We start from the raw sequence: 23710 nt of genomic DNA on the forward strand, positions 1-23710 counted from the left end.
AATCAGCCGGGTGCGCCCTGTCGTAATCGGTGATTGAAGATCATGCGTCGGGCTTCCGCCTCTGCCACATCGGTGAGGTAGAAGCTCACCGACGCACCGGGTGCCCGCTGGGCCAGTTGGCCCGCCCCCAAGGCGCTCAATGATCCGATCTTCGGATAACCGCCAATGGTCTGCCGATCTTTCATCAATACGATGGGCTGGCCATCGGTGGGAATCTGGATAGCGCCGTAGGCAATACCTTCCGAGATAATGCCATCCAGGTCGCCGTGGATGGCTTCCCCCGACAATCGATACCCCATGCGGTCGATATTCTTGCTGACCTGGTATTCCGAGGAAAAGAAACGGGCGCGTGCCGAGCGCGGGAAATGCCGGTACTGGTAGCCGGGAATCACTCCCACCCGTAATGGCTTCCGGTAATCCGGGATCTCACTGTAGGGCACGCTCGCCTTGGCAACAGCCGATGGCGTTGCCAGCGGTATACGGTCACCCTTGGCCAGCTTGGCGCCAGTGCCATCCAGGCCGCCCAGATGTTCCCGGCTGACGGTCGCCGCGCTGCCCAGCCTTGCCGGGACATCCAACCCACCACTGACCGCCAGGTAGGCCCTTAAGCCAGCCACCGGCATGCTGAAGCTGAGCCGGTCCCCCTGTTTGATTTCGTAGGTTTGCCAGGGCGCAATCGGGCGATCGTTGAGACGTGCCCCAAGGTCCGCACCGGTCAGTGCGATGCTGGTGTCGCTGTGGGCCAGCAGGCTCAAGCGGCCGAAAGTGATTTCCAGCTGTGGCGCATTCAAGGGGTTGTTCAGCAAGCGGTTGGCCCAGAGAAAAGCATGCTCATCCATGGGGCCGCCGGTGGTGACACCAATGTGCTGATAGCCAAGCCGGCCCATATCCTGGACCTGCGTCAGCATGCCCGGTTCCAATACTTCAAAGCTCATCGAACTGGCCCCCAAGTCTAATGAATTCTTCCCGGTCAATAGATCGGAATTTAATCCGGTCGCCGATCTGGGCCAGGGCCAGCGATTCGCTGTCCCAGTCGACCATCTTGCTGGGGGTGCGCCCGACAATCTGCCAGCCGCCCGGTGTCGCGCTGGGGTAGATGGCGGTCTGGGAGCCGGCAATACCCACGCTGCCGACCGGCACTTTCAACCGCGGGGTGGATTTTCGGGGCATGGCAATGCGCTGGTCGGTACTGCCGAGAAAAGCAAAGCCCGGGCTGAAGCCAATGGCGTAAACCCGGTAGGTCTGCTCGCTGTGAATGCGAATGACCTCGTCGGCGGACAAGCCGGAGAACTCACAGACATCTTTGAGATCCAGGGCAACCTCGGGGCCATAATAGACCGGCAGTTCGAGGGTCTGGGCTGCGGCGTCGTCCTGGGCCTTTGCTGCTCCGCTTTCCAGCGCCTGGCGTAGACGGGTGTGAATGCCAAACCGGTCGATGCGCTCGAGGTCATAGCAGATCATCACAGAGGTGTAAGAGGGCACCAGGTCGGTGATGACATCCGACAGCGTCGCCCGGATGTTGTCGGTCGCCTGTTTCACCAGACCTGCTGTCTCATCGCAGATGCTATCTCCGAAGTAGACGATGCAGGTGTTTTCGTTGACGCCCTCGATTCTCATAGCGCTTGAACGACCTGACGCATATGGCGGGCGGCCTCGACGGCATGGCTGCTGTCGCCGTGGATACAGATGGTGTCGGCCCGGATCGGGATGCGCTTGCCAGAAATCGAGGTCACCGTGCCTTCCTTGATGATCTGCGTGACCTGGTTCTCGATGGCTTCGGTGGTTTCATGCACTGCGCCCGGGACAGAACGTTTTACCAGACGCCCCTCGTCGCTGTATGCCCGATCGGAAAAGGCTTCAAACCAGACATCGATACCGAATTCCTTGGCTCGGTCGAGCACCTCGTCGGCGTCTGGCGTTGCCATTACCACCAGCGGGCAATGGGGTGCATAGTCCCTGACGGCGGCCATCACCACGGACAGTGTGGTGTGGTCGACAGCCATCTTGTTGTAAAGCGCACCGTGAGGTTTGACGTGCTGAATAGTTGTGCCGTGGGTGCGGCAGATGCCATCCAGTGCCGCCATCTGGTACACCAGAATGGCCTTGAGTTCGTCTGGGCGCAGGTCGATATCGCGTCGGCCAAAGCCGAGCAGGTCCGGGTAGCCCGGGTGGGCGCCGATGGTTACGTTTTCCGCGATGGCCATGCGCACGGTCTTGTCCATGGTAAGCGGATCAGACGCGTGAAATCCGCAGGCAATGTTGGCCATGTCGATGAAGGGCATTACTTCGGCGTCCATACCCTTGGTCCAGCTACCGAAGCTTTCGCCCATGTCACAGTTAAGTTTCATTGGAGTCCTCCTGAAACGTGCGTGTCGTGCCCTAGCCCCGACTCATGGTTTGGGGCAGGTAGGTGACGATTTCCGGGAACCAGCCGATCAGGAACAGCGCTGCCATGATCAGCAGGAAGAAGGGCAGAGCCGCACGGGCGACGTACAGAATGTCTTTGCCAGTCAACGCCTGGATGACGAACAGGTTGAAGCCGACCGGCGGTGTGATCTGCGCCATTTCCACCACCAGAACGATGAAGATACCGAACCAGAGCATGTCGATACCGGCCTGTTGCACCATTGGCATGACCACCGCCACCGTCAGGACCACCACGGAAATACCATCCAGGAAGCAGCCCAGCAGGACGAACAGCGCTGTCAGGCACACCAGCAGCTCAAACGAGGACAGGGACATGCCACCGATCCATTCCGCCAGTTCCCGGGGGATGCCCAGGAAGCCCATGGCGAGGGTAAGGAAGTGCGCACCGACAAGGATAAGCCCGATCATGCAGGAGCTCTTCACCGCGCCGAGCAGGCTTTCCTTGAAGCTTGATGGATTCAGGGAGCCAGTGGCTGCGGCCAGCAGCAGGGCACCAAAGACACCCAGGGCAGCGGCCTCGGTCGGGGTGGTAAAGCCGCCGTAGATCGACCCCAGTACGAATACGATCAGGCCAACAATCGGCAGCAGCATGCGCAGGGCTTTGATCTTGGCGGCGAAGGATATTTGCTCCTTCTTGTGCTTGGGCATCTCGTCTTTGTTGAGCTTGGCCCAGATCATGGTGTAACCCATGAACATGGCCACCAGCATAAGCCCGGGCAGGGCGCCGGCGATGAACAGGCGGCCAATGGACACCTCGGCGGCAACCCCGTAGACGATCAGGATGATGGACGGCGGAATCAGCAGCCCCAGGGTGCCGGAGCCGGCCAGTGTGCCCACCGCCATGCGGTCGCTGTAACCCTGGGCTTTCAGCTCTGGTAGAGTCATGCGGCCGATGGTGGCGGCGGTGGCGGCAGAGGAGCCGGATACCGCAGCAAAAATGCCGCAGCTCAGAATGTTCACGTGCAGAAGTTTGCCCGGCAAGCCACCCATCCACGGGGACAGCCCCTTGAATAGATCCTCAGACAGGCGGGTGCGGAACAGCACCTCACCCATCCAGATAAACATGGGCAGCGCGGTCAGTGACCAGCCAGTACTGGCGCCCCAGCTGGACGTGGCAAAGAGCAGGCCGATCTGGTCGTTGCCGGCCAGTAACAGGCCCAGAACACCGATGCCAACCAGGGTCAGGGAGACCCAGACGCCCACGGCGAGCATCAGGATCATCGATACGGCGAGGATGATGGAAAGTAAGGTGGTATCCATCAGATTTCCTCCAGGTTGATGTCGCTTTCGTGCTGCTGGTAGGACGGTGTCTGCTTGCGAAGGACCGCAACCAGATCGTCCAGGATAGCGATGTTAAGGGCCAGCATGCCCAGCCCTACCGGGATCTGCGGGATCCAGATCGGGATCGGAATATAGCCGTGGGATACTTCCTCAAAAATGTAGGATTCGTACACCATGTGCCAGCAGTAGTAAGTCATGTAGCAGGCCAGGCCGAGACCAAACAGGAGCACGAGCAGTTCCTGGACGAAACGGGCCTTGGCAGGCCACTTCTGGATAACAAGGGTAACCCGGATGTGGCCGCCCTCGTGGAAGGTATAGGCCAGGCCGAAGAAGGTGGAGGCAGCGAGCGCGTACCCTGACACGTTCTCGGCAGACGGAATGATAAAGCCGAAGATTCTGCCAACGATCTGCAGCAGTATGACCACCATGATCAGTGCGATGCAGAAGCCGGCGGCGTAACCGGATGCCAGATAAAACTTGTCGCGAATAGAACTCATGTCAGGTGCCTCCCAAGTCGGCCCTCCCCGGAACCTGCCGGTGGAGGGCGTCTTGTACGTCCAGCGTTAGCGGTAGTTTTCGAGAATGGCGCCCACTTCTTTCGGCGCTTCCTGTTCCCATTCCTTGATCATGACGTCGCCGATCTTCTGGAGCTCTTGCATCAGCTCCTCGGAAGGCTCGGACACCGTGATGCCGTTTTCCGCCAGGGTTGCAGTGTCTTCAGCAGCGGTGACGCGCACACCGGTCCAGCCCCGATCTTCAGCCTTGGCAGCCGCGTCAAGGATGACCTGGCGCTGCTCGTCGCTGAGCCGACGGAAGGCGCGCTTATTGGCGACCACAACGTTCTTGGGAATCCAGGCCTTGATGTCGGTGTAGTGAGACAGGTAGTCCCAGGCTTGGCCATTGGCGCCGGTGGATGGCGAGGTGATCATGGCGTCAATGATGCCGGTGCTGAATGCCTGTGGGATTTCCGGTACCTGCACCGTGGTCGGTGTGGTGTCCATGAGGTCGGCGAGGCGCGAGGTGGATGGGCTGTAGGCGCGCATCTTCAGGCCCTTGAGGTCGCTCATGCTGTTGACCGGTGCCTTGGTGTACAGGCTCTGGGCCGGCCAGGGCACGGAATACAGCAGCACCATGCCTTCCTTGTCGAGTTGCTTTTCAACTTCGGGCTTGGCCGCTTCCCATAGTTTCCGAGCGTCGTCGAAATTGGTCGCCAGGAACGGGATGTTGTCGTGTTTGAACACAGGATGGGTGTTGCCCATGATGCCGATAAAAATCTCGCCCAGCTGGACCTGACCGGTCCGGACCGCGCGCGGGATCTCCGGGTGTTTGACCAGTGAGGCACCGGAATGGACGGTAACGTCGATCTCGCCATCGGTGCCCGCCTTGATGTTTTCGGCGAACTCATAGGCAATCTTGGTGGGCAGGTTAGCGTCGCCGTAAGGGGTCGGCATGTGCCATTGGCCAGCGTTAACCGCCGAGGTAAACAACGCTCCGGTCAGGAGTGTGGCTGTTGCAAGTTGCTTGAACATGGTAATTCTCCCGTTCTTTCGTTTTTTGTTGCTTTGGTTGTGGATGGAGGGCTGCTATAGCACCGCCAATTCTTCATTTAACCGCTCAGTGAGCAGCATCTTGCCCGGTACGTGGGTGATCGCAATCGGTGGCCTGGCGTTTTCCAGGGCTACCTGAGGCGTCACGCCGCAGGCCCAGAACAGTGGTAATTCATGTTCTTTGACCGTCACCGGGTCGCCAAAATCCGGAGCGCTGATGTTGTTGATGCCGATCAGGCGCGGATCGCCCATGTGCACCGGTGCGCCATGGGCCTTGGGTAGTCGTGTGGTGACCTGGATGGCGCGGATGGCATCGGCTGAATTGAAGGGCCGCATAGACACCACCATGTCGCCATGGAACCGGCCGGCTGGCCGGGTGGCGATGTTGGAGCGATACATAGAGACGTTGGCCCCCTCCTCAACATTCCGGATCGACAGGCCTGCGCGGGTCAGGGCGTCTTCAAAGGAGAAGGAGCAGCCGAGCACGAAGGTGACGAAGTCGCCCTGCCAGAGTTCCCGAATGTCGGTCACGGTTTCGGCGCGCTCGCCATCCCGGAATACCTGGTATTCCGGGATGTCGGTGCGGATATCCAGGTCATGGCCTAGGTCTGGCAGCTCCGGGTCGCCAGGTTCTGATACTGCGATCAGGGGCAGGGCCACCGGGTTTTTCTGGCAATACATCAGGAAGTCGGCGGCCCAGTCTGCAGGCAGGATAACCACGTTGCCTTGAACCAGGCTGGGCGCCATGCCACTGGTTGTGCCGGTGTGCGCTCCGGAACGGATGCTGGCGCGCAGCGGGGCCGCCTGATCAAGCAGGTTGATCTTGAACTCCGAATAGTCACCTTTTTGCATGACGGGAACTCCTGATTGATTTATTAATTTAGTTGTTGTTTACAGGTTATTCCTCTTGGTGAAAAAATCTAATTATGGTTTTTTTGGTTTAGCTATAAAATTTAGTTATCAGGTGTTTCTGAATAGGCCTTCGAGATGCCTACGGCCAGGTTGGCAGCCAGCTCCGCGACCGGGTTAAAGGGGACGTTTGGGTAAGAGGCCGTGAATTCCAGCTGGGAGGGGGTCCAGGCGGTATTGAGCCGAACCAGCTGGCCGTTTTTCAGCTCATCGGCGATAACACTCAGGGGCAGCGTAGAAACGCCAATGCCGTCAATGGTCAGACGGCGGCAGGCGGCCAGCGAGCTGGAGGAGTAGAAGCGGGCCGGGAGCTCATCAAGCTGGCTGAACTTCTGGCTGATCTCGGCGAAGGGCTTGGTATTGCGGGCGTAAGTCACAATGGGCCATTCGGCGAGGTCTTCCAGATCCAGCCGCCGCTTCGGCAACTTCAGGTCCGGGCTGGCTACCCAGATCAGCGGAAAACTGCATAGCTCGCGGTTTTCCATCTTCGGCTCCGACACCGGTCCCATCAGGAAGGCCAGGTCCAGGGAGCGGTCCATCAGGCCGGAGCGAAGGTTGCTGGTTACGTCGACGGTGATTTCCACATCCAGATTCGGCACCGCCTTGTGCAGTTCGCGGAAGAACTGTGGCAGCCAGGAATGGACAATGGTTTCGGATACACCCAGCCGGAGGATGCCCGACAGCAGCGCGACCCGGTCCGCCCGTTTGCGCAGTTGTTCGGACATGAACACGATCTTTTCGGCAAAGGGTAACAATTCCTGACCCTTGCTGGTAAGCAGGGTCTTGCCGGATTCCCGTTCAAACAGTTGAACTCCGAGCTCTTCTTCCAGTGCTGCAATCCGGGTAGAGATGGCGGGTTGGGTGGTGTAAAGCCGTTCGGCAGCTTTTCGGAAGCTGCCAAGGGTGGCGACCCAGATAAAGGTTTCCAGTCGTTTAAAATTCATGGGCTCTCTGATGGCCATGGATGCGCGGGTGACGAGTGCTCGCTAAGGCTCTGGTCACGTTGGTATTTACAGGATAGCGCAGACAGGCGGCAGGAGCCCCATTAGTGGTGCATGGGCAAAGAGGCAAGAGAGGCGGGCAGCGGGCCGGTTAAGGCCCGCCAGTATTACACGGCGTCTTTGTAGAGGGAGCGGACAGGCTTGGCAAACACCTGCCGGACCATGGGTTCGAAGTAGGACAGCGGAAGGGGTTCGCCGTCCGGATCGAACGCGGGCGAATCGTATTTGCTGACAAACTCAATGGTGCGCATGAAATGCGGGTGGTCCTTGTAGTTGTCCCGCAGGTTGCGATCCATGCCCAGGTAGTGGAAGAAATAGTAGCCCTGGAAGATGGCGTGGTGTTTTACCATCCAGTGGTTGGCTTCGCTGACGAACGGCTCCAACAGAACCGCCGCCACATCGGCGTGGTTGTAGGAACCCAGGGTGTCGCCGATGTCGTGCAGCAGGGCGCACACCACGTATTCATCGTCCTTGCCATCCCGGTGCGCCAGGGTGGCGGTTTGCAGGCAGTGGGTCAGCCGGTCGATGGGGAAGCCGCCAAAATCGCCTTCCAGCAGCATCAGGTGGTCCATGATCCGGTCCGGAAGGCCCTTGGCAAAGCTGCCAAAGGATCGGGCGATGGTTTGCCAGTCCTCGGCGGTGCCGTCCTTCATGTGGGTGAAGCTGGCCTGGGGTGCGGTTGTCTCGGTCATCGGGAATACTCCTTTAATCGCGGAAACCGGTGTCGATGCGGTCGAGTTTGCGCAGCAGGCCGGGCCAGGCCAGTTGGCCACCCATGCCGCGGGTAACTTGCTTCGCCTGCTCGCGGATGGTGTCGACAATGCCGGCCGGGATCGGGGTCATTTCCCGGTTGCCGGACAACGCCTGAATCTGCACCTCACAGGCCCGCTGCAGGATGTACATGCCCAGGAACGCGTCGGCGATACTGCTCCCGGTAGTGAGCAGGCCATGGTTACGCAGGATCATGAAGCTGTTGTTGCCCAGATCCTGCTGCAGTCTCGCCTTTTCATCCTCGCGCAGGGCCACACCCTCGTAATCGTGGTAGGCCAGGTTGGAGAGCGGGAACAGACTCTGCTGTGACAGTGGCAGCAGTCCATCTTTCTGGGCAGACACCGCAACACCAGCCGTGGTGTGGGTGTGCATGACGCAGGTGGCGTCTTCACGAACCGCATGGATGGCACTGTGGATGGTGAACCCGGCCGGGTTGATGTCGAAATCGTCCGGGTCGATCTTGTTACCTTCCTGATCGACGCGCACCAGGCTGGAGGCGGTGATTTCCTCAAACATCATGCCGTAGGGGTTGATCAGGAAGTGATGCTCGTCTCCGGGAATCCGGGCTGATACGTGGGTGAAAATCAGGTCGTCCCAGCCATACAGCGCTATCAGGCGATAGGCTGCAGCCAGGTCGACGCGAAGCTGCCATTCCTCGGCACTGACTTCGCCCTTTTTGGACGGGACCGCAATACGTTCAGACATCACTGGCCTCTCTCTATGTTGTCGGATTGTTGTTGTGGTTTTTGTTGAAGTACTGACCTCAGTGTAGGCAGTAGCGCGAGCACAACACTGTCAAATCATTTACATTTGGAGGCATGTCAATGTGGGAATCTGGGTATGTCTGATCTGAAATCGGTGCTGCAAGTCTGCCCTCTGCTGGGTGGGCTGCCGGCCGCAGGGTTCAAGGAGGCGGAGGCCATGGCTCGCTGGCGTCAGTTTCGGGCCGGTGAATCGATTTACGACAAAGGCTCCATGCAGTCGTCGCTGTGTGTGATCGCCGAGGGCACCGTGCGCATCAGTTCGGTTAACTCGGAGGGCCGAGAGGCAACCCTGATCATTTTTGGCCCGTCGGCCTGGTTTGGTGACACGGTGTTTTCACCGGGCACTCCAAGGGTTTATGGCGCCACCGCCCACGAAGATGCCCGCGTGGTCGAGTTGCCCGGCGAGGGTTTTCGCCAACTGCTGGCCCGCTATCCCGAGGCTTACCCGCGGGCGCTGGATCTGGTCAGCCGGCGGCTGTGGTCGGCAATGTCGATCATCGCCGATGACGCCTTAAGGGGAATTGACGCGCGAGTCGGGCGCCGATTACTGTTCCTGACTCAGATTCAGGGCCACGGCGACCGTTATACTCAGCCGGTAACCTTCCGTCTCACCCGGGAGCACATCGGCAACATGATGGGCATGACCCGCCAGGGTGTGCATCGGGTGATCAAGAGGTTTGAGGGAGAGGGCTTGCTGAAACTGGAATATGGCAGGATTACCATCACCAATCCGAGCGCGTTGCAGGCCTATCTCAATGGATTGCCGGACTGATGTCCGCGAAGTTGCGGAGGCTGACGGCTGCCTCCGCTCAAGGGGGATGTCGCCGTTACTCCATGGACACCGGGACCATGATGTGGGCGTAGTCGGTACCCTTCCACATCACATAGGGCCCGCCGTTATGCGGGTCGGTTGGCAGGGAGTTTAGTAACGCTGGATCCGGGACAATAATCATGATGTGCGGACCTTCCTTGACCCATTGGTTGTCGTCGGTTTTGCCCTCAGCATAGGGATCAATGTTACTGGCACCCTCATCGCCGGCAAGCATGTAGGAAACACCGAATTCTGATGGTGTATGCGGTTGTTTGTTCATCCATGCTCCAGCCCATTCCTGCCAGGGGCCGTCCAGGCACATCGGAGCCGTGCCTTGAAGGGTTGGTGGCGTGGGGAAACAGACGTAGCCGCTGCTGCCTTCCTGCAACACGTTATCGTTCCAGTCCATGACAGTCACTTTGTCGCGAAGTGACACAGGCGCGGCACTCAAAGCATCGGCAAGAAGTTTGCCGTGATCGTCGGATGCGACGTGACTTGCCGCGGTTATTAGAATCAGCACGGCCGACAGTTTTTTAACGGTGTTCATTTTCTGATCCTCAGTGAGAATTGAACCGCCAACTGCTATCAATCAGTATGAGTGCTTTCGAGAAATTCGTAGGATCAAAGCCTTCTTAGCGTTCAGCGGAGGGCACCATTTGGTCTAAGCTATTGCGGTGCGGCCCTCCGGGTGCAAGGTCTCCCATTTTTGCGTAGGAAGCGTGTTTTGGTGTCACTAAACTGGTCTTTGTTGTCGGTCTTTATCCCCACCTTCTTTGTGGTTTCGATCACTCCAGGCATGTGCATGACCTTGGCATTGTCCATGGGGATCACGATTGGTGTGCGCAGGGCTCTGTGGATGATGGCTGGGGAGTTGGTCGGTGTGGCCGTGGTGGCGACGTCTGCAGCCATTGGTGTGGCGACGTTTATGTTGAAATACCCGACTGCGTTCGCGGTGTTTAAATACGCCGGTGGTGCCTACCTTGCTTGGCTGGGCGTCCAGATGTGGCGTTCGCGGGGCAAGATGGCGATGCCGGAATCTGAGGACCAAGCGCCGGTGCAGGCAACCCGCGGCCAGCTTGCCGGGCAGGGCTTTGTGACCGCCATTGCCAATCCGAAAGGCTGGGCGTTCTTCGTGGCCCTGTTGCCACCGTTTATTGATAGCAAGTTGCCAATGGCGCCCCAGTTAACGGCGCTGATCCTGATCATTCTGGTGCTGGAATTTCTGTGCCTGCAGCTCTATGCCCATGGCGGGCGCGGTTTGCGCAAACTGCTGCGCCAGGGCGGTGGTGTCCGGACAGTGAACCGGGTGGCCGGAAGCCTGATGTTGCTGGTGGGGGGGTGGCTGGCCTTTGGCTAGTGGGTCAGTTGGCCCCGTAACGCTCATGCAGAATACCCACCCGATGCACGTAGGCCTTGGTTTCGGCGTAGGGTGGAACGCCCCGGTAGCGGCTGACCGCGCCGGGGCCGGCATTATACGCCGCCGTCGCTAACCGAATATCGCCGTTGAAGCGGTGCAGCATCTTGGCCAGGTAATTCACCCCGCCGCGAATGTTCTGTTCGGCCACCAAGGCATTGACCACTCCCAACTCCTCGGCTGTTCCCGGCATCAATTGCATCAGCCCCTGAGCCCCGACCGGTGACAAGGCTTTTTCATTGAAGGCAGATTCGGCGTGAATGACCGCGCGAACCAGGGCCGGATCAACTCCGAATTCCTGGGCCGCGGTCGTGATTTCGTTGCGATAGGGCCGGGTGAAGAGCGGTGTGTTGCGCCAGTCGACATTGGAATCCGGGTCACAGGCGTAGCAGTGGAAGCGAATCACATCGAACTTGGCCGTAGCCGGGCGGATACTGCTGTAGGCGACCACACCATTGTCGTCCTTGTAGCGATACACGGTATCGTTGCCACTGGAGGGGCGCGGCTCGGTTGCCTTGACGTTGCTGTACTCGACGGTGCCATCCGGATGCACGATGCGCCTGATGCTCTCGGCATGTGCCGGAGCTACGCTCAGCGAAGTCGCAATGGCGAGCAATAGGAGAAGGGCAGCTGGAGTCTGGCCTGGGCTCATTCAATATCCGTGCGGTTTTGTCCGGTATTCCGGGGCCGATCCCGACCCCTGCTACCGGAAGTATACGGCTTTATCGCCCCGATAAAACCGCACGAATTGTTTGTTAATCGTTACTGTTCCAGTACTGCTGGCCAGTTCTCATTGGCGAGCCGGATAAAGTTCTCGGTATCTGCCAGCCAGCGATCCTGAATATCCTGGTTGTAGTTCAGGTACAGTTTGCCGTCGCGGACGGTCCAGTGCTTGGGGTCACCCTTGGCAAGGTAGCCCTGACTAACTGCCCAGGCGCAATACCCGCCGTATACCGGCGCATAGGCTTCCGGTTTGGACTCGAACTTGGCTCGGTTCACGGCACTGGCAAATCGCCAGGTGACACCCAGGTACTCGGCAGTGTGGCTGGACGAGCCCTTGACCGCCTGCTTGGTATCAAAGTAGCTGACCACATCGTAGCCACCGGCCCCGGTGTTGGAGAGCAGGCCCGTGTACACCGGATCTTCTGCGGCGGTTGCAGGTCCGGTGAGCATGACTAGCAGGAATAACGGTGCAAAAGCGCGAAACATGGCGGTTTCCTCTCAAGGGACGGTATAGTCGTTGGACCAAAAGCCCGGGCAGTTGTTACAGCCGCGCATCATTTTTTCCGGAGTAGGAATGGCTCAACCTGATCCACACCGCAACATTGTTCTCATTGGTATGCCGGGCAGCGGCAAGAGTACCGTCGGCGTGCTTTTGGCCAAGCGTCTTGGCATGGGGTTTGTGGATACCGACTTGCTGATCCAGGAGCAGGCCGGCCGCACTCTTCAGGCAATTGTGGATGAAGACGGGTATCAGGCGCTTCGGCACGTGGAAGAGCAGGTGCTGTTGGATCTCGACGTCAGCGCCAAGGTCATTAGCACCGGCGGCAGCGCCGTTTACAGTGATCAGGCGATGCAGCATCTCAAGGCCAATGGCGTGGTGGTGTTTCTGGATATTCCGCTGGACCTGGTGATCAAACGCATTGGCGATCACAGCGCCCGGGGTATTTCCCGGCGACCGGATCAGTCCCTGGAGGCCCTGTTCGAAGAGCGGTTTGCCTTGTACCACCTCTACGCGGACATTGTCATTGATGGTGAAGGCCAGGATCAGGAATCCACCTGTACAGCTGTCGTTCAGGCTCTGGCGGGTTAGCCCAACTCTGTTTGGGAGGGAATATCTATCCAGAACTCACTGCCGCCGCCCTCACGAGGGCAATAGCCGACATGGCCAGCCATGGCTTCCACCAGTGCTCTGCAGATGGGCAGCCCAAGGCCGCTGCCATCTGATTTTTGCGTACTGTTATCGTCATACGCTTGAGTGAATTCTTCGAACAGGCGTGGCACGAAGTCTTTCGGTACCCCCGTGCCGCGGTCCAGCACCCGAATGCGAACATATTGATCGCCCTGAATACATTCCAGGTCAATTTGGCTACCCGGGGCGGAGTGCTTTGCGGCGTTGGAGATCAGGTTGGCGATCGCTTGCCTGAGCCGGACATCATCCGCCAGTATGCCTGGTTTTGCAGTGTTGCTAGTCACGCAAATTGTCACCTGTCTCTGGTTTCTCAGCCCCTGGAGCTCCGCAATCAGTGAATCCAAGACCTTGTAGACATTCAGTTGCTGGATTTCAAATGTCATGCCGCCGGAGCGCAGCTTATTGAGATTTAGCAAGTCGTTGACCAGGGTTTGCAAACGGGTGCTACTGCGCTCGGCGATGGCGAGCAGTTCTTTTGCTCTGGTGGGTATATCCCCGCCCACACCTGAGGCAATTAGCTTCAGGCTGCCGGTTAGCGAGGTCAGCGGGGTTCTCAGCTCATGGCTGACTGTAGAGATCAGGCGCTTGCGCATCTGATCCATGTGCCGCGCGTGGGATATGTCGTGCATCACCACAATGGCGCCGATGATCTTGTTTTTGTCTTTGATGGCACTGCCGTTGCAAGAAACAATACGCAGATCCTGACGATGAGCCTTGATGGCAATCTCCGCTCCATGGACAAACTGGCCCTGAAAGGCTCGCAGCAGAGGGATGTTCTCAGTTGCGAGCGGTGTGATGCCATCAGCCTCGAACAGGTCGAAGTACTTTGACCAGAGCTCTGGTGGCACGCTGCGGGGATCTGTGCCATGCCATTTTCGGGCAATGTCGTTGAATTGTTCCAACATACCGTTCTGATCGCAGGTCACTACCGCATCGGGCATGGATTCAAGCAGATTGGCGAGTGCCAGTGATTCGGATTGGTGCCGTATGCTCTGGAGGAACAGGTTAATTTGTTGGCCAATGAGATTGATCGATTTGTGGGCAGCGGGTGATAAAGGTTTCGTAGCAGCAGTGGTCGCGCCTTCCAGTATCAGAGTGGCGTCGGTGGACTCGGCGACCGGAGCATTCGCTTCTAGTTGCCACCGTAACGGCTCGGTGCTTTCGTCGCGTGCCACGACCAAGTCTTCAAACCCTTTTTTGCGGAGTGTCACCTTGGAACAACCCGGTACCACGTCACAGATCAGTAGTAAGGGTGTCTCGAACAGGTCGAGAGGAAACTGTTGGAGGTTCGGGGTGTTCACTACAGTTGTCTTTCCTGAGTTTGGCGACATTCACATGGTTTAGTCTGCTTTTGACCGAAAATAAAGAACAACTTAACAATATCGTAGAATTAACTATGGTCATGCGGGTGTGTCGTCTATAGCATCACGCGCCCAATTTCCAAACTGGCTGTGTGAATGTCTTCCATAGATACTGCAATACCAACTGCCGATACCTCTGGTGTTCGACGTATTGGCGATCCTCTTGTTCTTGCCCTGACGATGGGCTTCATTTTTCTGTTTGTGGGCTGGTCCCTGACCGACGCTGAAGGCTTATCTGCCGTCATCAATACCGGTTTCACCTGGACCGCGAAGTACCTGGGGTCGTTCTTCCAGCTGCTGCTGCTGGCTACGTTCTTCATCGCTCTGGTGGTTGCCTTTGGTCGCGCCGGCGTTGCCCGCCTGGGCGGCCTGCAGAAGCCGGAGATCAGCACGTTCCGCTGGTTGTCGATGATTCTCTGCACCCTGCTGGCCGGTGGCGGTGTGTTCTTCGCCGCAGGCGAGCCGGTCTATCACTTTGTGGTCGCGCCGCCGGTATCCACCGCCGAGGCGGGTACCGCTGAAGCCGTCGCGCCGGCCATGGCGCAATCGTTTATGCACTGGGGCTTTCTGGCCTGGGCCGTTCTGGGCTCGCTGACCGCCCTGGTGCTGGCGCATGCCCACTACGTTAAAGGCAAGCCCCTGCAGCCGCGCACGCTGCTTTACCCGGTACTGGGCGAGCGAGTCATGCAAGGCTGGTTCGGTGGTGTTGTCGACGCTTTGTGTGTCATTGCCGTAGTGGCAGGCACCGTTGGCCCCATCGGGTTCCTGGCAACGCAGATGAGCTTTGGTTTGCATGAGCTGTTTGGCGTAGCCGATACCTTCACCACTCAGCTGGTGATCCTGACACTGCTGGCCGGCGTTTACATGACGTCAGCAATCACCGGTGTTCACAAGGGGATTCAGATCCTCAGCCGTTTCAACGTAATCCTCGCGCTGGTTATCGCGGCCGTGATCTTCGTGTTCGGGCCCACTCTGTTCCTCACCAACACCTATCTGACGTCGATGGGCGAGTACGTGTCGTCGTTCTTCGCGATGTCGACACTGACCTCGGAAACCGCACCGGACTGGTGGATGAAGTGGTGGACGGTGTTCTTCTTCGCCTGGTTCATCGGCTACACGCCGCTGATGTCGATTTTCGTGGCGCGGATTTCCCGTGGTCGCAGCATTCGTCAGACCATTCTGGCGGTTGCCGTACTAGCACCCATCGCCACTTCGGTCTGGTTCACGCTGCTGGGCGGTTCCGGCATTTACTATCAGCTCACAGGGGCCTTTGACCTGACATCGGCGTTGAACAACTTCTCCTTTGACGTGGCCACCCTGACCGTTGCTGAGGCACTGCCGGGCGGCACGCTGATGGCGGCGGCAATCCTTTTGCTGACCACTATTTTTGTTGCCACTACTGGTGATTCCATGAGTTACGCCATTGCCACCGTCGGTGCTGGCCACGATGAGCCGCATTACCTGGTACGTGCGTTCTGGGGTGGTGCCATGGCACTGATGGCCGCGATTCTTCTGTATATGGGGGCGGGGCAGATTGGTGTGCTGCAGCAGTTTATCGTGATCACGGCGATTCCCGTGTCGCTGATCATCCTGCCGTCGCTGTGGACCGGGCCGAAAGCGGCCTATGCCATGGCCCGGTCACAGGGTATTGCGCTATAACTGCTGCGCTGTAACTGTTAAGTAGTCAGTACGACATTGTACTTCCGGCTGGTGGGCCCTACTTGGGACCCCGGCCGCGAAGCACGTTGACGATGACAGAAATAACAAGCAGCACGAGGAAAATGAAGAACAGAATCTGAGCAAAATCTGTTGCCGCACCGGCAATCCCGCCAAATCCCAGAACGCCTGCGATCACGGCAATAATCAAACAAACAATCGCCCAATAAAGCATATTCCTTCCTCCTTAATAGAATTCGCTATTTACCGTAGTGCACGCTACTAGCCGCTACGGTTCCTGTGCAATTTCCCGCAAGGCATCAATCAGTGTGTCAGGTTCCTGGGCACCGGAGATCAGGAATTTCTGGTTTACAATATAGGCAGGTACGGCCGACACACCAGCCTGTTGGTAGCGGGCTTTGTCAGCACGCACCGCGTCAGCATAACGCTCGGAGCTGAGCACGGCTTGAGCTTCTTCTGCATCCAGACCGACTGAGCTTGCGCAACTGATGAGGACGTCGGTATCCGTCACGTTTTCAGCACGACCAAAGTAGGCTTCGAACAACGCCATCTTCATTTCAGTTTGCTTGCCCTGTTCACCGGCCCATTTCACCAGCCGGTGGCCATCAAAGGTATTGCGGGTATAGCGCTCCTGCAACTTCTCGAAGTTCAGGCCCAGGTCCTTGGCGATCTCCATCATCTGGGCCTGGTTCGCCCGCATTTCGTCTTCACTGCGCCCATACTTGCGCGCCAGTGCCGGCAGGATGGGTTCACCATCACCGGAAGGATCCGGGTTCAGCTCAAAGGCATGCCATTCAACCCGAATGTCCAGGTCGTCCTTCAGGGCCGCCATCGCTTTTTCCAGGCGGGCATAGCCAATGGCGCACCAGGGGCAGGCGATGTCGGAAACAATGTCAATCTGTAGTGTGGTCATGAGGGCTCCGGGAGCGTGGCTTTCAAACAGCCTACCTGAAATGGGGGAGAACTGTCTTGTGGTCGCTAAGTTACGGTAGTGAAAGAATTTCTTCGGAGGTCAGAGGCCGGTAATCGCCAGTGGCGAGATCCTCGTTTAGCCTGATATCCCCCATCCGCTCCCGATGCAAAGCCGTCACCCGATTACCTACCCGATGGAACATGCGCTTGATCTGATGGTAGCGCCCTTCATAGATAGTCACCCGTGCTTCCCGTGCCCCCAGCTGCTCCAGTTGCGCGGGTGAGGTGCGGAGTTGTTCGTACTCAAACCACAATCCCTCGGCAAAGCGTTCTGAGGTTTCCTCGCTGATCGGGTACGCGGTGGTTACATGATAAATCTTGGGGATCTTGACCTTGGGTTCGGTCAGCTGGCGTGACCACTGGCCATCGTTGGTGAGGATCAGCAGGCCAGTGCTGGCCCGGTCCAACCGGCCGGCAATGTGCAGGTCCCGGTGCAGGTCTGGTGCAATTAGGTCCAGGACGGTGGGATGCTCGGCGTCTACAGTGGCACTGAGATAGCCCGCCGGTTTGTGCAGCATCAGGTAGCAGGGTGTGTCGGCAGCCTGAATAACCTCGCCATCCACTGCCACGCTGGCGAAGCGATCCACTTCCTGGGCAGCAACCCGGCACGGCAAGTCATTCACCGTCACCCGACCGGCGGCGATCAGGGCGTTGGCGCGTTTGCGACTGGTGCCGTCCTGGTTGCTAAGAATTCGGGAAAGCTTCATGGTGCTAATCGTCTATGCTGAAAGAAACGTTGCAAGAATCACTGAAATAAACCTACGACAATAATACGAGGAACTGCCATGCCATTCTCCGCTGATCACCTTGCCGAACTCAATCTTCTGGCCCAGTTTGAGTCCACGTCCAGCCAGGAAGGGATCAAGGTTCATGCTCATTCGGCAGCCCCGGAAACGGTCAAAGCCGCTGAAAATCTGTTTGCCCGAGGCTTGATCAGTCAGAAGGACGGTGGCTACCTCACGCCCCTGGGGGCCGAGGCGGTTGATCTGACTCAGAAACTTCAATCCATTCTCAGCAGCTGACCTGAGTCAAGCGAGGGGTCACAAGCTTAAAACGCTTGGGCCTGCGCTAGCCGGAGGTTGTGTCGATGGGTAGCTGGAAAACCTCTCCCATTCTCTGGATGGCGCTCAGTATCACCAGCGTTTTCACAATTGTTGGTGTGCTATACGCCCTCGGTGTCCATCGCCAGGTGCTTGATCTGTTGCACTGGGTGGACCGTCAGGGTGCCTGGGCGGCGGTCATGTTTATTGCCATCATGGCGCTGGCGATGGTGCTCCTGCTGCCGGGCGTGCTGCTTACCACTGGCGCGGGCTTTGTATTCGGGGTGGTTGAGGGCACCACCTACGTTGTTGTCGGCACCACCCTGGGTGCTGCCATCGCCTTTCTCATTGCCCGGTACTTTCTGGGTGAACGGGCCCATATTTATATCCAGAACCGCGTCGGGCTACTGTCGGTCAGTCGGGAAATGGCCCCCCACGGCTGGAAGATCGTGCTGCTGACCCGGCTGATTCCTTTCTTTCCCGGTAAGCTTTCCAACTTTCTGTTCGGTCTGACTAACTTTTCCTTCGGCGGCTTTGTTGCCGGGACCTTCATTGGCGTGATTCCGTTTTCGTTGCACAACGTGTACCTGGGTTCGCTGACGGCGGATCTGTCGACCCTGGGTGCCCGCGAAAGCGTCCGGACGCCTCTTGAATGGGGTATCTACGGTGCCGGTTTTGTCGGCACGGTGGCGGCAGTGGTGTTTTTTAACCGGCTGGCGCGCCGGGCATTGGCGCGCTATCGGGTAGAGGCCCACGCAACCGACGAAGGGGAGGAGTAGATGAGCTGGATGAAATGGTTGCCGTGGCGCTATCTGGTCAAGCGCATGGCGCATCAGCACGGCTTTCTGGATCCGATTGCGCTGCTGGGAAGACTGCACAGCTTTGCCCAGCCCTCGGAAGTGGGTGAGCCGATTGAACTACTACGCGCCGGTGTGGTGTTTCACGCCCGTGGACTGATTAACAGCCGCGTTATCCAGCACAACCTGGATTGGGTTTGGCCATACTGGGTGGAGCGCCAGTTCGACCCTGGCGACCCGGCCTTCATTCCCCGGGCCTTCTCCATCACCCACATTAACCTGAGTAACCGTAACTGGACGGCCATTGGCCTTCCCGATGTTGATGACCTACCGGTGGTGGACCCCAGAGGTCTGGTGACGCCGCTTTACGATGGCTGGTCAGTGGACGGCTGGTTGTTGGCAGACGACGGCCGCTGCCTGCTGCCATCACGATGCAAAACCAGTCGGCAATGGCTCGAGCTGGAAGACAACCCCTGTGTGGTAACTGAGTCGGAGATGGACGGTTTGCGGCTGATCAGCCGGGCCCAGGTGGTGATGGAGCATGGCCGGCCGGTTTGTCAGCTGGTACTCGAGGGGCATTCTGACGTGCCGGGATCGCTGGTGGTGTCGCTGCGCCCGGCCAACCCCGAGGGTGTGTCGTTTATCCGCCGGGTGAAGCTGTCGCCCCAACGGAATGCCTGGAAAGTGGATGGCCGGCACTCGGTGCAGTTCAGCCAACCTGCGCAAAGTCACCATGTATCGGATTACCGGCAGGGCGATGTCCACATTCATCTGGCCGACATTGCCGATCAGAACGACGGCCGTTGCGATGTTGGCCTGGTGACTGCGGCGGCGCTGTTCCCGGTCAGGGCTGGCAAAGTCTCGACCCTGGCCATTACAGTGCCCTTGGCTAAAGAACGCGCGGCCAGCAGCAGCCCTGTGCCCTGGCCCGAAGCACTGGATGGGCACGCCCGCCTCGAGTGCCCGGAGCCGACCTGGCAATTTCTTTACGACGCAGCCTTGCGCTCTCTGGTGCTGCACTCTCCGGACGACGTTTACCCCGGCCCCTACACCTACAAGCGATTCTGGTTCCGGGATGCGGCGTTCATCGTGCACGCGCTTCTGTGTGCAGGGCTGACCCAGCGAGCCGAGCGGGCCCTGAACCAGTTTCCCGAGCGGCAGCTGAAAAACGGTTACTTTCGCTCACAGGAAGGCGAGTGGGATGCCAACGGTGAGGTGCTGTGGATCCTGCAGCGGTTCCACGCCATCACCGGCCGTAAACTGCCGCTGGACTGGTTCGAACCGGTCAGCAAGGGCGCCCACTGGATACAGCGGAAGCGAGTCAGCGGCAACATTGATAAACCCCACGCCGGGCTGCTGCCCGCTGGCTTCAGCGCCGAGCACTTGGGGCCAAACGACTATTATTACTGGGATGATTTCTGGGGTATCGCCGGTCTCAAAGCTGCCTCTGAATTGCTGGCCAAAGACGATCCCGAAACCAGCGGAGCGTTCGCCACCGGTGCCGAGGAGTTTTCCCGAACCGTGGACCGGAGTCTGGCTAGCTGCCAGCGTCGACTCAAGCGCCGGGCTATGCCCGCTTCGCCCTATCGGCGGTTGGATGCCGGCGCCATCGGTTCCCTGGCCATGGGCTATCCCACCCAGCTGTGCGAACCGGATGATCCCCGGATCCTGGACAGCGTCGAGTTCCTGCTCGAGAACTGTTTCGTGAATGGCGCCTTCTATCAGGACATGATCCACTCAGGCCTGAATGCCTACCTGACCCTGCACGTGGCCCAGGTTCTTTTACGCGCCGGTGACGTCCGGTTCCTGGCGCTGATGGATGTGGTGGCGGAGCTGGCATCGCCAACCGGACAATGGCCTGAGGCGATTCACCCGGGCACTGGCGGTGGCTGCATGGGCGATGGTCACCACGTCTGGGCGTCTGCTGAATGGGTGTTAATGGTGCGCAACTGCTTTGTCCGGGAGGAGGGCGACCGGCTGATTCTGTGCGCGGGCGTGCCCGAACGGTGGCTTGAGCAGGAAGCGCCGATACGGTTCGGGCCGGCACCGACCGGCTTTGGCACGATTTCCGTCACCATTCAGCCCCACCCCGGGGCAGCGCCGGAGGTGACCTGGTCCGGCAGTTGGCACCGCGACGAACCAACCATTGAGGTGCGGTTACCGGGCTGGAAACCTTGATCATCTGTACCGGTTTCTAAAGCAGTTTTCTGTATCTGTTTTGTTTGCCTGCTAACTTCTAGAGTACTGTGTCTAAAGTACAGTGACCGAATAATTCACGAAATCCGGCTGCGACGCATGCGTTCATTCTTTTTCTCGTTTTTTGTTCCCGCCCTGTTTGTCTGGCTGTGGAGCACGGGCTTTATCGGCGCCAAATACGGCCTGCCGTTTGCCGAGCCGTTTACGCTCCTGCTGATCCGCATGCTGCTGACCCTGGTATTGCTGGTCGGCCTGGCCTGGCTGATGAAAACCCGCTGGCCCGGATGGCGTGGCGCCGGGCACCTGGCGGTCACCGGTATTCTGGTGCATGGCTGTTATCTGGGAGGGGTGTACTACGCCATTCAGGACGGTATGGCCTCCGGCATCGTGTCGCTGATTGTCGGGCTCCAGCCCCTGGTCACCGCCGCGGCGGCGGTGGTGTTCCTGAAAGAAGCGGTTAGCGGCCGGCAGTGGCTGGGCCTGGCGTTGGGCCTGATCGGCGTGTCGTTGGTGTTGGTCGAGAAGTTTGGGGGTACCGGCGTTGAATCGGGCATCTCACCCTGGGCGCTTGCCTGGACCTTGGTGGCGCTGGCGGGTATTTCCATGGGCACGGTGTATCAGAAACGCCACGGCACTGGCGCCGATCTGGTTGCCGGTACCATCATCCAGTATGCCGCCGCCGCGACCCTGTTTGCCATCGGCGCTTTCGCGCTGGAATCCCGCGAGGTTGAGTGGAGCTTGCAGTTGCAGCTGTCCATGGCCTGGCTGGTACTGGGCGTGTCCATCGGCGCTATTTTGCTGTTGATGTGGCTGATTCGTCAGGGCGCCGCGTCGCAGGTGGCGAGCCTGTTTTATCTGGTGCCGCCGGTGACTGCCCTGGAAGCCTACCTGTTGTTCGATGAACGCCTGGGTGGCCTGGCCATGGTGGGTGGTCTGGTCGCCATTACCGGTGTGGCGCTCGTGGTCACCCAGAAGAAAAGCGCATGAGTGACGTAACCCGAGGGGTCTGGTTCGGCCTGTCTGCCTACACCATCTGGGGCTGCTTTCCGCTGTTCTTCGCCCTGTTCGAGGGCGTGCCCGCGTTTGAAATCCTTGTGCACCGGATTGTCTGGTCCTGTGTCTTCCTGGCGCTGGTGATCAGTGGCTTGCGGCGCTGGCCTGCGGTCCGTTCTGCCCTTAGTAATCCGCGCCAGCTATGGCGGGTACTGGGCTGTGCACTGCTGATTGCGGCCAACTGGGGCATTTACATCTATTCGGTGGAAACCCGCCATGTTCTGCAGGCCAGTCTTGGCTATTTCCTGACACCGCTGGTGAACGTGGCGCTGGGTATGCTGGTGCTGCGCGAGCGCATGGGGCCGTGGCAACTGGCGGCAGTGGTTCTTGCTGGCATCGGCATACTGATCCAGCTGGTTATGCTGGGGGCAGTGCCCTGGATCACGCTGATGCTCGCGCTGACCTTCGGTACCTATGGCCTGCTGCGTAAGCAGGTGCTGCTGGACGGCTTGTCTGGTCTGTTTGTCGAGACCCTGTTGTTGCTACCGGTAGGATTGATGACCTTCGGCTGGCTGGGCTACGCCGGTGTGTCCCATTATGGCGACAGTCTCTCCGTCAGTGCCTTGCTGATGGCCAGCGGCATCGTGACTGCCATCCCGCTGCTGCTGTTTGCCGGCGCGGCCCGGCGTTTGCGTCTGTCCACCGTGGGCTTCCTGATGTACATCAATCCCACCCTGCAGTTTTTCATCGCCCTGCTGGTCTTTGACGAGCCGCTGAGCCAGGTGCAACTGACCAGCTTCATCGTCATCTGGGTAGCACTGGGTCTTTACAGCTGGTCGTCCTGGCACTACCGGCCACGGGTGCCGGCAGGCCAGAACTGAGCCCCGGAAGCGGCTCAGGCGAGGTTTGCCAGCAGGCTGTTGATGGCCTGGGCGAAGGGCACTGGCGAGTCTTCCTGCAGGAAGTGACCACCCTTGAGGGTGACATGGGGCTGGCCCTTGGCGCCGGGAATCCGGTCCTGCATGTATCGGTCACCGCCCCGGGTGATCGGGTCGCCATTGCTGAACGTGGTCAGGAACGGCTTGTCCCACTGCTCAAGTACCTTCCACGCGGCGCGGTTGGCTTCGGTGGCCGGGTCGTTGGGTGTCATCGGTACCAGGCGCGGAAAGGCGCGGGCGCCGGCTTTGTACTTCTTACCGGGGAAGGGCGCATCGTAGGCACGTAGCTCATCCGGCCCAAGTTTACGGAACGAGCCGGTGCTGATGATCCGGCCAATCGGAAACCATGGGCTGTGCAGGGCAAAGTTCTTCCAGATCTTGAACGCCAGCGGCGCCTGCTGGTCGCCGGTGGGCAGCATGCCATTACCCACCACAATGGCCCGGAACCGATCCGGATTCTCCGCCGCCAGCCGCAATCCCAACAGCGAACCCCAGTCCTGGCAGACCAGTGTGATGTCTTTCAGGTCCAGTTGGTCGATGAAGCTTTGCATCCACTCCATGTGCTGCTGGTAGCTGTAGTCGTCGATCGAAGTGGGTTTATCGGATTTGCCAAAGCCGATCAGGTCGGGCGCCAGCACCCGATGGCCGGCGGCGGCGCAAACCGGGATCATGTGGCGGTAAAGATACGACCACGACGGCTCGCCGTGCATCATCAGAATTGGCTTGGCGTCATCAGGCCCTTCATCGACATAATGCATGCGCAGCCCGTCCAGATCGACGTAGTGGGGCTCAAAGGGATAATCCAGCAAACGGTCGAATTGATTCTCGGGAGTTCTGACGAAATCCATGGCAGCCGCCTTAGTGTTGATTGTGCTTCTAGGGAGAGGCCGGGAGGCCTT

General features: G+C 58.9%; 27 protein-coding genes. 9 read left to right on the forward strand and 18 right to left on the reverse strand.

Annotation, left to right across the window (positions count from 1 at the left end; translation table 11 throughout):
* Positions 1–2 precede the first annotated feature (2 nt).
* The 10 genes from FCS96_RS04935 to FCS96_RS04980 all read right to left on the reverse strand — a co-directional run bounded on the left by FCS96_RS04935 (position 3) and on the right by FCS96_RS04980 (position 8641).
* Positions 3–908: a 5-oxoprolinase subunit C family protein gene (locus FCS96_RS04935; RefSeq protein ID WP_266094454.1), complete on the reverse strand. Its 906-nt coding sequence runs from the start codon at positions 906–908 to the stop codon at positions 3–5.
* Positions 909–924: 16 nt separating this feature from the next.
* Positions 925–1617 carry a 5-oxoprolinase subunit PxpB gene (gene pxpB / locus FCS96_RS04940; protein WP_138439099.1) on the reverse strand — a complete coding sequence of 231 codons (693 nt, stop codon included), beginning with the start codon at positions 1615–1617 and terminating at the stop codon, positions 925–927.
* Positions 1614–2348 (reverse strand): 5-oxoprolinase subunit PxpA, encoded by a 735-nt coding sequence (locus FCS96_RS04945; protein WP_138439100.1) that lies wholly within the window; start codon positions 2346–2348, stop codon positions 1614–1616. Before FCS96_RS04945 ends, pxpB begins: the two co-directional genes overlap by 4 nt.
* A 31-nt stretch (positions 2349–2379) precedes the next feature.
* Positions 2380–3687 carry a TRAP transporter large permease gene (locus FCS96_RS04950; protein ID WP_138439101.1) on the reverse strand — a complete coding sequence of 436 codons (1308 nt, stop codon included), beginning with the start codon at positions 3685–3687 and terminating at the stop codon, positions 2380–2382.
* Positions 3687–4205 carry a TRAP transporter small permease gene (locus FCS96_RS04955; protein WP_138439102.1) on the reverse strand — a complete coding sequence of 173 codons (519 nt, stop codon included), beginning with the start codon at positions 4203–4205 and terminating at the stop codon, positions 3687–3689. The genes FCS96_RS04950 and FCS96_RS04955 overlap by 1 nt, the downstream gene beginning before the upstream one ends.
* Positions 4206–4271: 66 nt before the next feature.
* Entirely contained in the window at positions 4272–5237 is a 966-nt protein-coding gene (locus FCS96_RS04960) for a TRAP transporter substrate-binding protein (RefSeq protein ID WP_138439103.1), read from the reverse strand.
* 54 nt (positions 5238–5291) lie between these two features.
* A complete protein-coding gene (locus FCS96_RS04965) occupies positions 5292–6107 on the reverse strand; it encodes a putative hydro-lyase (RefSeq protein WP_138439104.1) in 816 nt (271 codons plus the stop codon).
* 101 nt (positions 6108–6208) lie between these two features.
* Entirely contained in the window at positions 6209–7108 is a 900-nt protein-coding gene (locus FCS96_RS04970) for a LysR family transcriptional regulator (protein ID WP_138439105.1), read from the reverse strand.
* 164 nt (positions 7109–7272) lie between these two features.
* Complete coding sequence (locus FCS96_RS04975) at positions 7273–7857, reverse strand: HD domain-containing protein (protein WP_138439106.1); 585 nt, start codon at positions 7855–7857, stop codon at positions 7273–7275.
* Between the two features lie 13 nt (positions 7858–7870).
* Positions 7871–8641: a class II aldolase/adducin family protein gene (locus tag FCS96_RS04980; protein ID WP_138439107.1), complete on the reverse strand. Its 771-nt coding sequence runs from the start codon at positions 8639–8641 to the stop codon at positions 7871–7873.
* Positions 8642–8776: 135 nt separating this feature from the next.
* On the opposite strand from FCS96_RS04980, the gene FCS96_RS04985 reads away from it, so the two are divergent.
* Positions 8777–9472, forward strand: a complete 696-nt coding sequence (locus FCS96_RS04985; protein WP_138439108.1) for a Crp/Fnr family transcriptional regulator — start codon at positions 8777–8779, stop codon at positions 9470–9472.
* A 55-nt stretch (positions 9473–9527) separates the two neighbouring features.
* On the opposite strand, the gene FCS96_RS04990 is transcribed toward FCS96_RS04985, so the two are convergent.
* Complete coding sequence (locus FCS96_RS04990) at positions 9528–10058, reverse strand: hypothetical protein (protein WP_138439109.1); 531 nt, start codon at positions 10056–10058, stop codon at positions 9528–9530.
* A gap of 180 nt (positions 10059–10238) precedes the next feature.
* Between FCS96_RS04990 and FCS96_RS04995 the strand changes: the two genes are divergently transcribed.
* Entirely contained in the window at positions 10239–10868 is a 630-nt protein-coding gene (locus FCS96_RS04995) for a LysE family translocator (RefSeq protein WP_228264016.1), read from the forward strand.
* Between the two features lie 4 nt (positions 10869–10872).
* On the opposite strand, the gene FCS96_RS05000 is transcribed toward FCS96_RS04995, so the two are convergent.
* The gene (locus FCS96_RS05000; protein WP_138439111.1) at positions 10873–11577 is read right to left on the reverse strand and encodes a lytic transglycosylase domain-containing protein; all 705 of its coding nucleotides are present in this window, start codon (positions 11575–11577) and stop codon (positions 10873–10875) included.
* A gap of 110 nt (positions 11578–11687) precedes the next feature.
* The gene (locus FCS96_RS05005) at positions 11688–12134 is read right to left on the reverse strand and encodes a YHS domain-containing (seleno)protein (protein WP_138439112.1); all 447 of its coding nucleotides are present in this window, start codon (positions 12132–12134) and stop codon (positions 11688–11690) included.
* 88 nt (positions 12135–12222) lie between these two features.
* Here FCS96_RS05005 and FCS96_RS05010 point away from each other — a divergent pair, with 88 nt between their 5' ends.
* Positions 12223–12738 carry a shikimate kinase gene (locus tag FCS96_RS05010; protein ID WP_138439113.1) on the forward strand — a complete coding sequence of 172 codons (516 nt, stop codon included), beginning with the start codon at positions 12223–12225 and terminating at the stop codon, positions 12736–12738.
* Here FCS96_RS05010 and FCS96_RS05015 read toward each other — a convergent pair.
* Positions 12735–14138, reverse strand: coding sequence for a sensor histidine kinase (locus FCS96_RS05015; protein ID WP_171040670.1), 1404 nt, complete (start codon positions 14136–14138; stop codon positions 12735–12737). The genes FCS96_RS05010 and FCS96_RS05015 overlap by 4 nt on opposite strands.
* A 156-nt stretch (positions 14139–14294) precedes the next feature.
* Between FCS96_RS05015 and FCS96_RS05020 the strand changes: the two genes are divergently transcribed.
* On the forward strand, positions 14295–15857 hold the full coding sequence (locus tag FCS96_RS05020; protein ID WP_138439115.1) for a BCCT family transporter: 1563 nt from the start codon (positions 14295–14297) through the stop codon (positions 15855–15857).
* Between the two features lie 58 nt (positions 15858–15915).
* Here FCS96_RS05020 and FCS96_RS05025 read toward each other — a convergent pair whose 3' ends face one another.
* The 3 genes from FCS96_RS05025 to FCS96_RS05035 form a co-directional block, all read right to left on the reverse strand.
* Positions 15916–16089: a DUF1328 domain-containing protein gene (locus tag FCS96_RS05025; RefSeq protein WP_138439116.1), complete on the reverse strand. Its 174-nt coding sequence runs from the start codon at positions 16087–16089 to the stop codon at positions 15916–15918.
* 54 nt (positions 16090–16143) lie between these two features.
* On the reverse strand, positions 16144–16788 hold the full coding sequence (locus FCS96_RS05030; protein WP_138439117.1) for a DsbA family oxidoreductase: 645 nt from the start codon (positions 16786–16788) through the stop codon (positions 16144–16146).
* A 70-nt stretch (positions 16789–16858) separates the two neighbouring features.
* Positions 16859–17554, reverse strand: coding sequence for a pseudouridine synthase (locus FCS96_RS05035; protein WP_138439118.1), 696 nt, complete (start codon positions 17552–17554; stop codon positions 16859–16861).
* A 78-nt stretch (positions 17555–17632) separates the two neighbouring features.
* Between FCS96_RS05035 and FCS96_RS05040 the strand changes: the two genes are divergently transcribed.
* The 5 genes from FCS96_RS05040 (at position 17633) to rarD (ending at position 22754) form a co-directional block, all read left to right on the forward strand.
* A complete protein-coding gene (locus FCS96_RS05040; RefSeq protein WP_138439119.1) occupies positions 17633–17869 on the forward strand; it encodes a TIGR02647 family protein in 237 nt (78 codons plus the stop codon).
* A gap of 65 nt (positions 17870–17934) precedes the next feature.
* Positions 17935–18666 carry a TVP38/TMEM64 family protein gene (locus tag FCS96_RS05045; RefSeq protein ID WP_138439120.1) on the forward strand — a complete coding sequence of 244 codons (732 nt, stop codon included), beginning with the start codon at positions 17935–17937 and terminating at the stop codon, positions 18664–18666.
* Entirely contained in the window at positions 18667–20862 is a 2196-nt protein-coding gene (locus tag FCS96_RS05050; RefSeq protein ID WP_138439121.1) for a hypothetical protein, read from the forward strand.
* Between the two features lie 117 nt (positions 20863–20979).
* Complete coding sequence (locus tag FCS96_RS05055) at positions 20980–21867, forward strand: DMT family transporter (RefSeq protein ID WP_041339608.1); 888 nt, start codon at positions 20980–20982, stop codon at positions 21865–21867.
* Positions 21864–22754, forward strand: coding sequence for an EamA family transporter RarD (gene rarD / locus FCS96_RS05060; RefSeq protein WP_138439122.1), 891 nt, complete (start codon positions 21864–21866; stop codon positions 22752–22754). The genes FCS96_RS05055 and rarD overlap by 4 nt, the downstream gene beginning before the upstream one ends.
* A gap of 14 nt (positions 22755–22768) precedes the next feature.
* On the opposite strand, the gene FCS96_RS05065 is transcribed toward rarD, so the two are convergent.
* Complete coding sequence (locus FCS96_RS05065) at positions 22769–23659, reverse strand: haloalkane dehalogenase (protein ID WP_138439123.1); 891 nt, start codon at positions 23657–23659, stop codon at positions 22769–22771.
* Positions 23660–23710 lie beyond the last annotated feature (51 nt).

Origin of the sequence: Marinobacter alexandrii (assembly GCF_005871205.1) — a bacterium.
Taxonomy (GTDB): Bacteria; Pseudomonadota; Gammaproteobacteria; order Pseudomonadales; family Oleiphilaceae; genus Marinobacter; species Marinobacter alexandrii.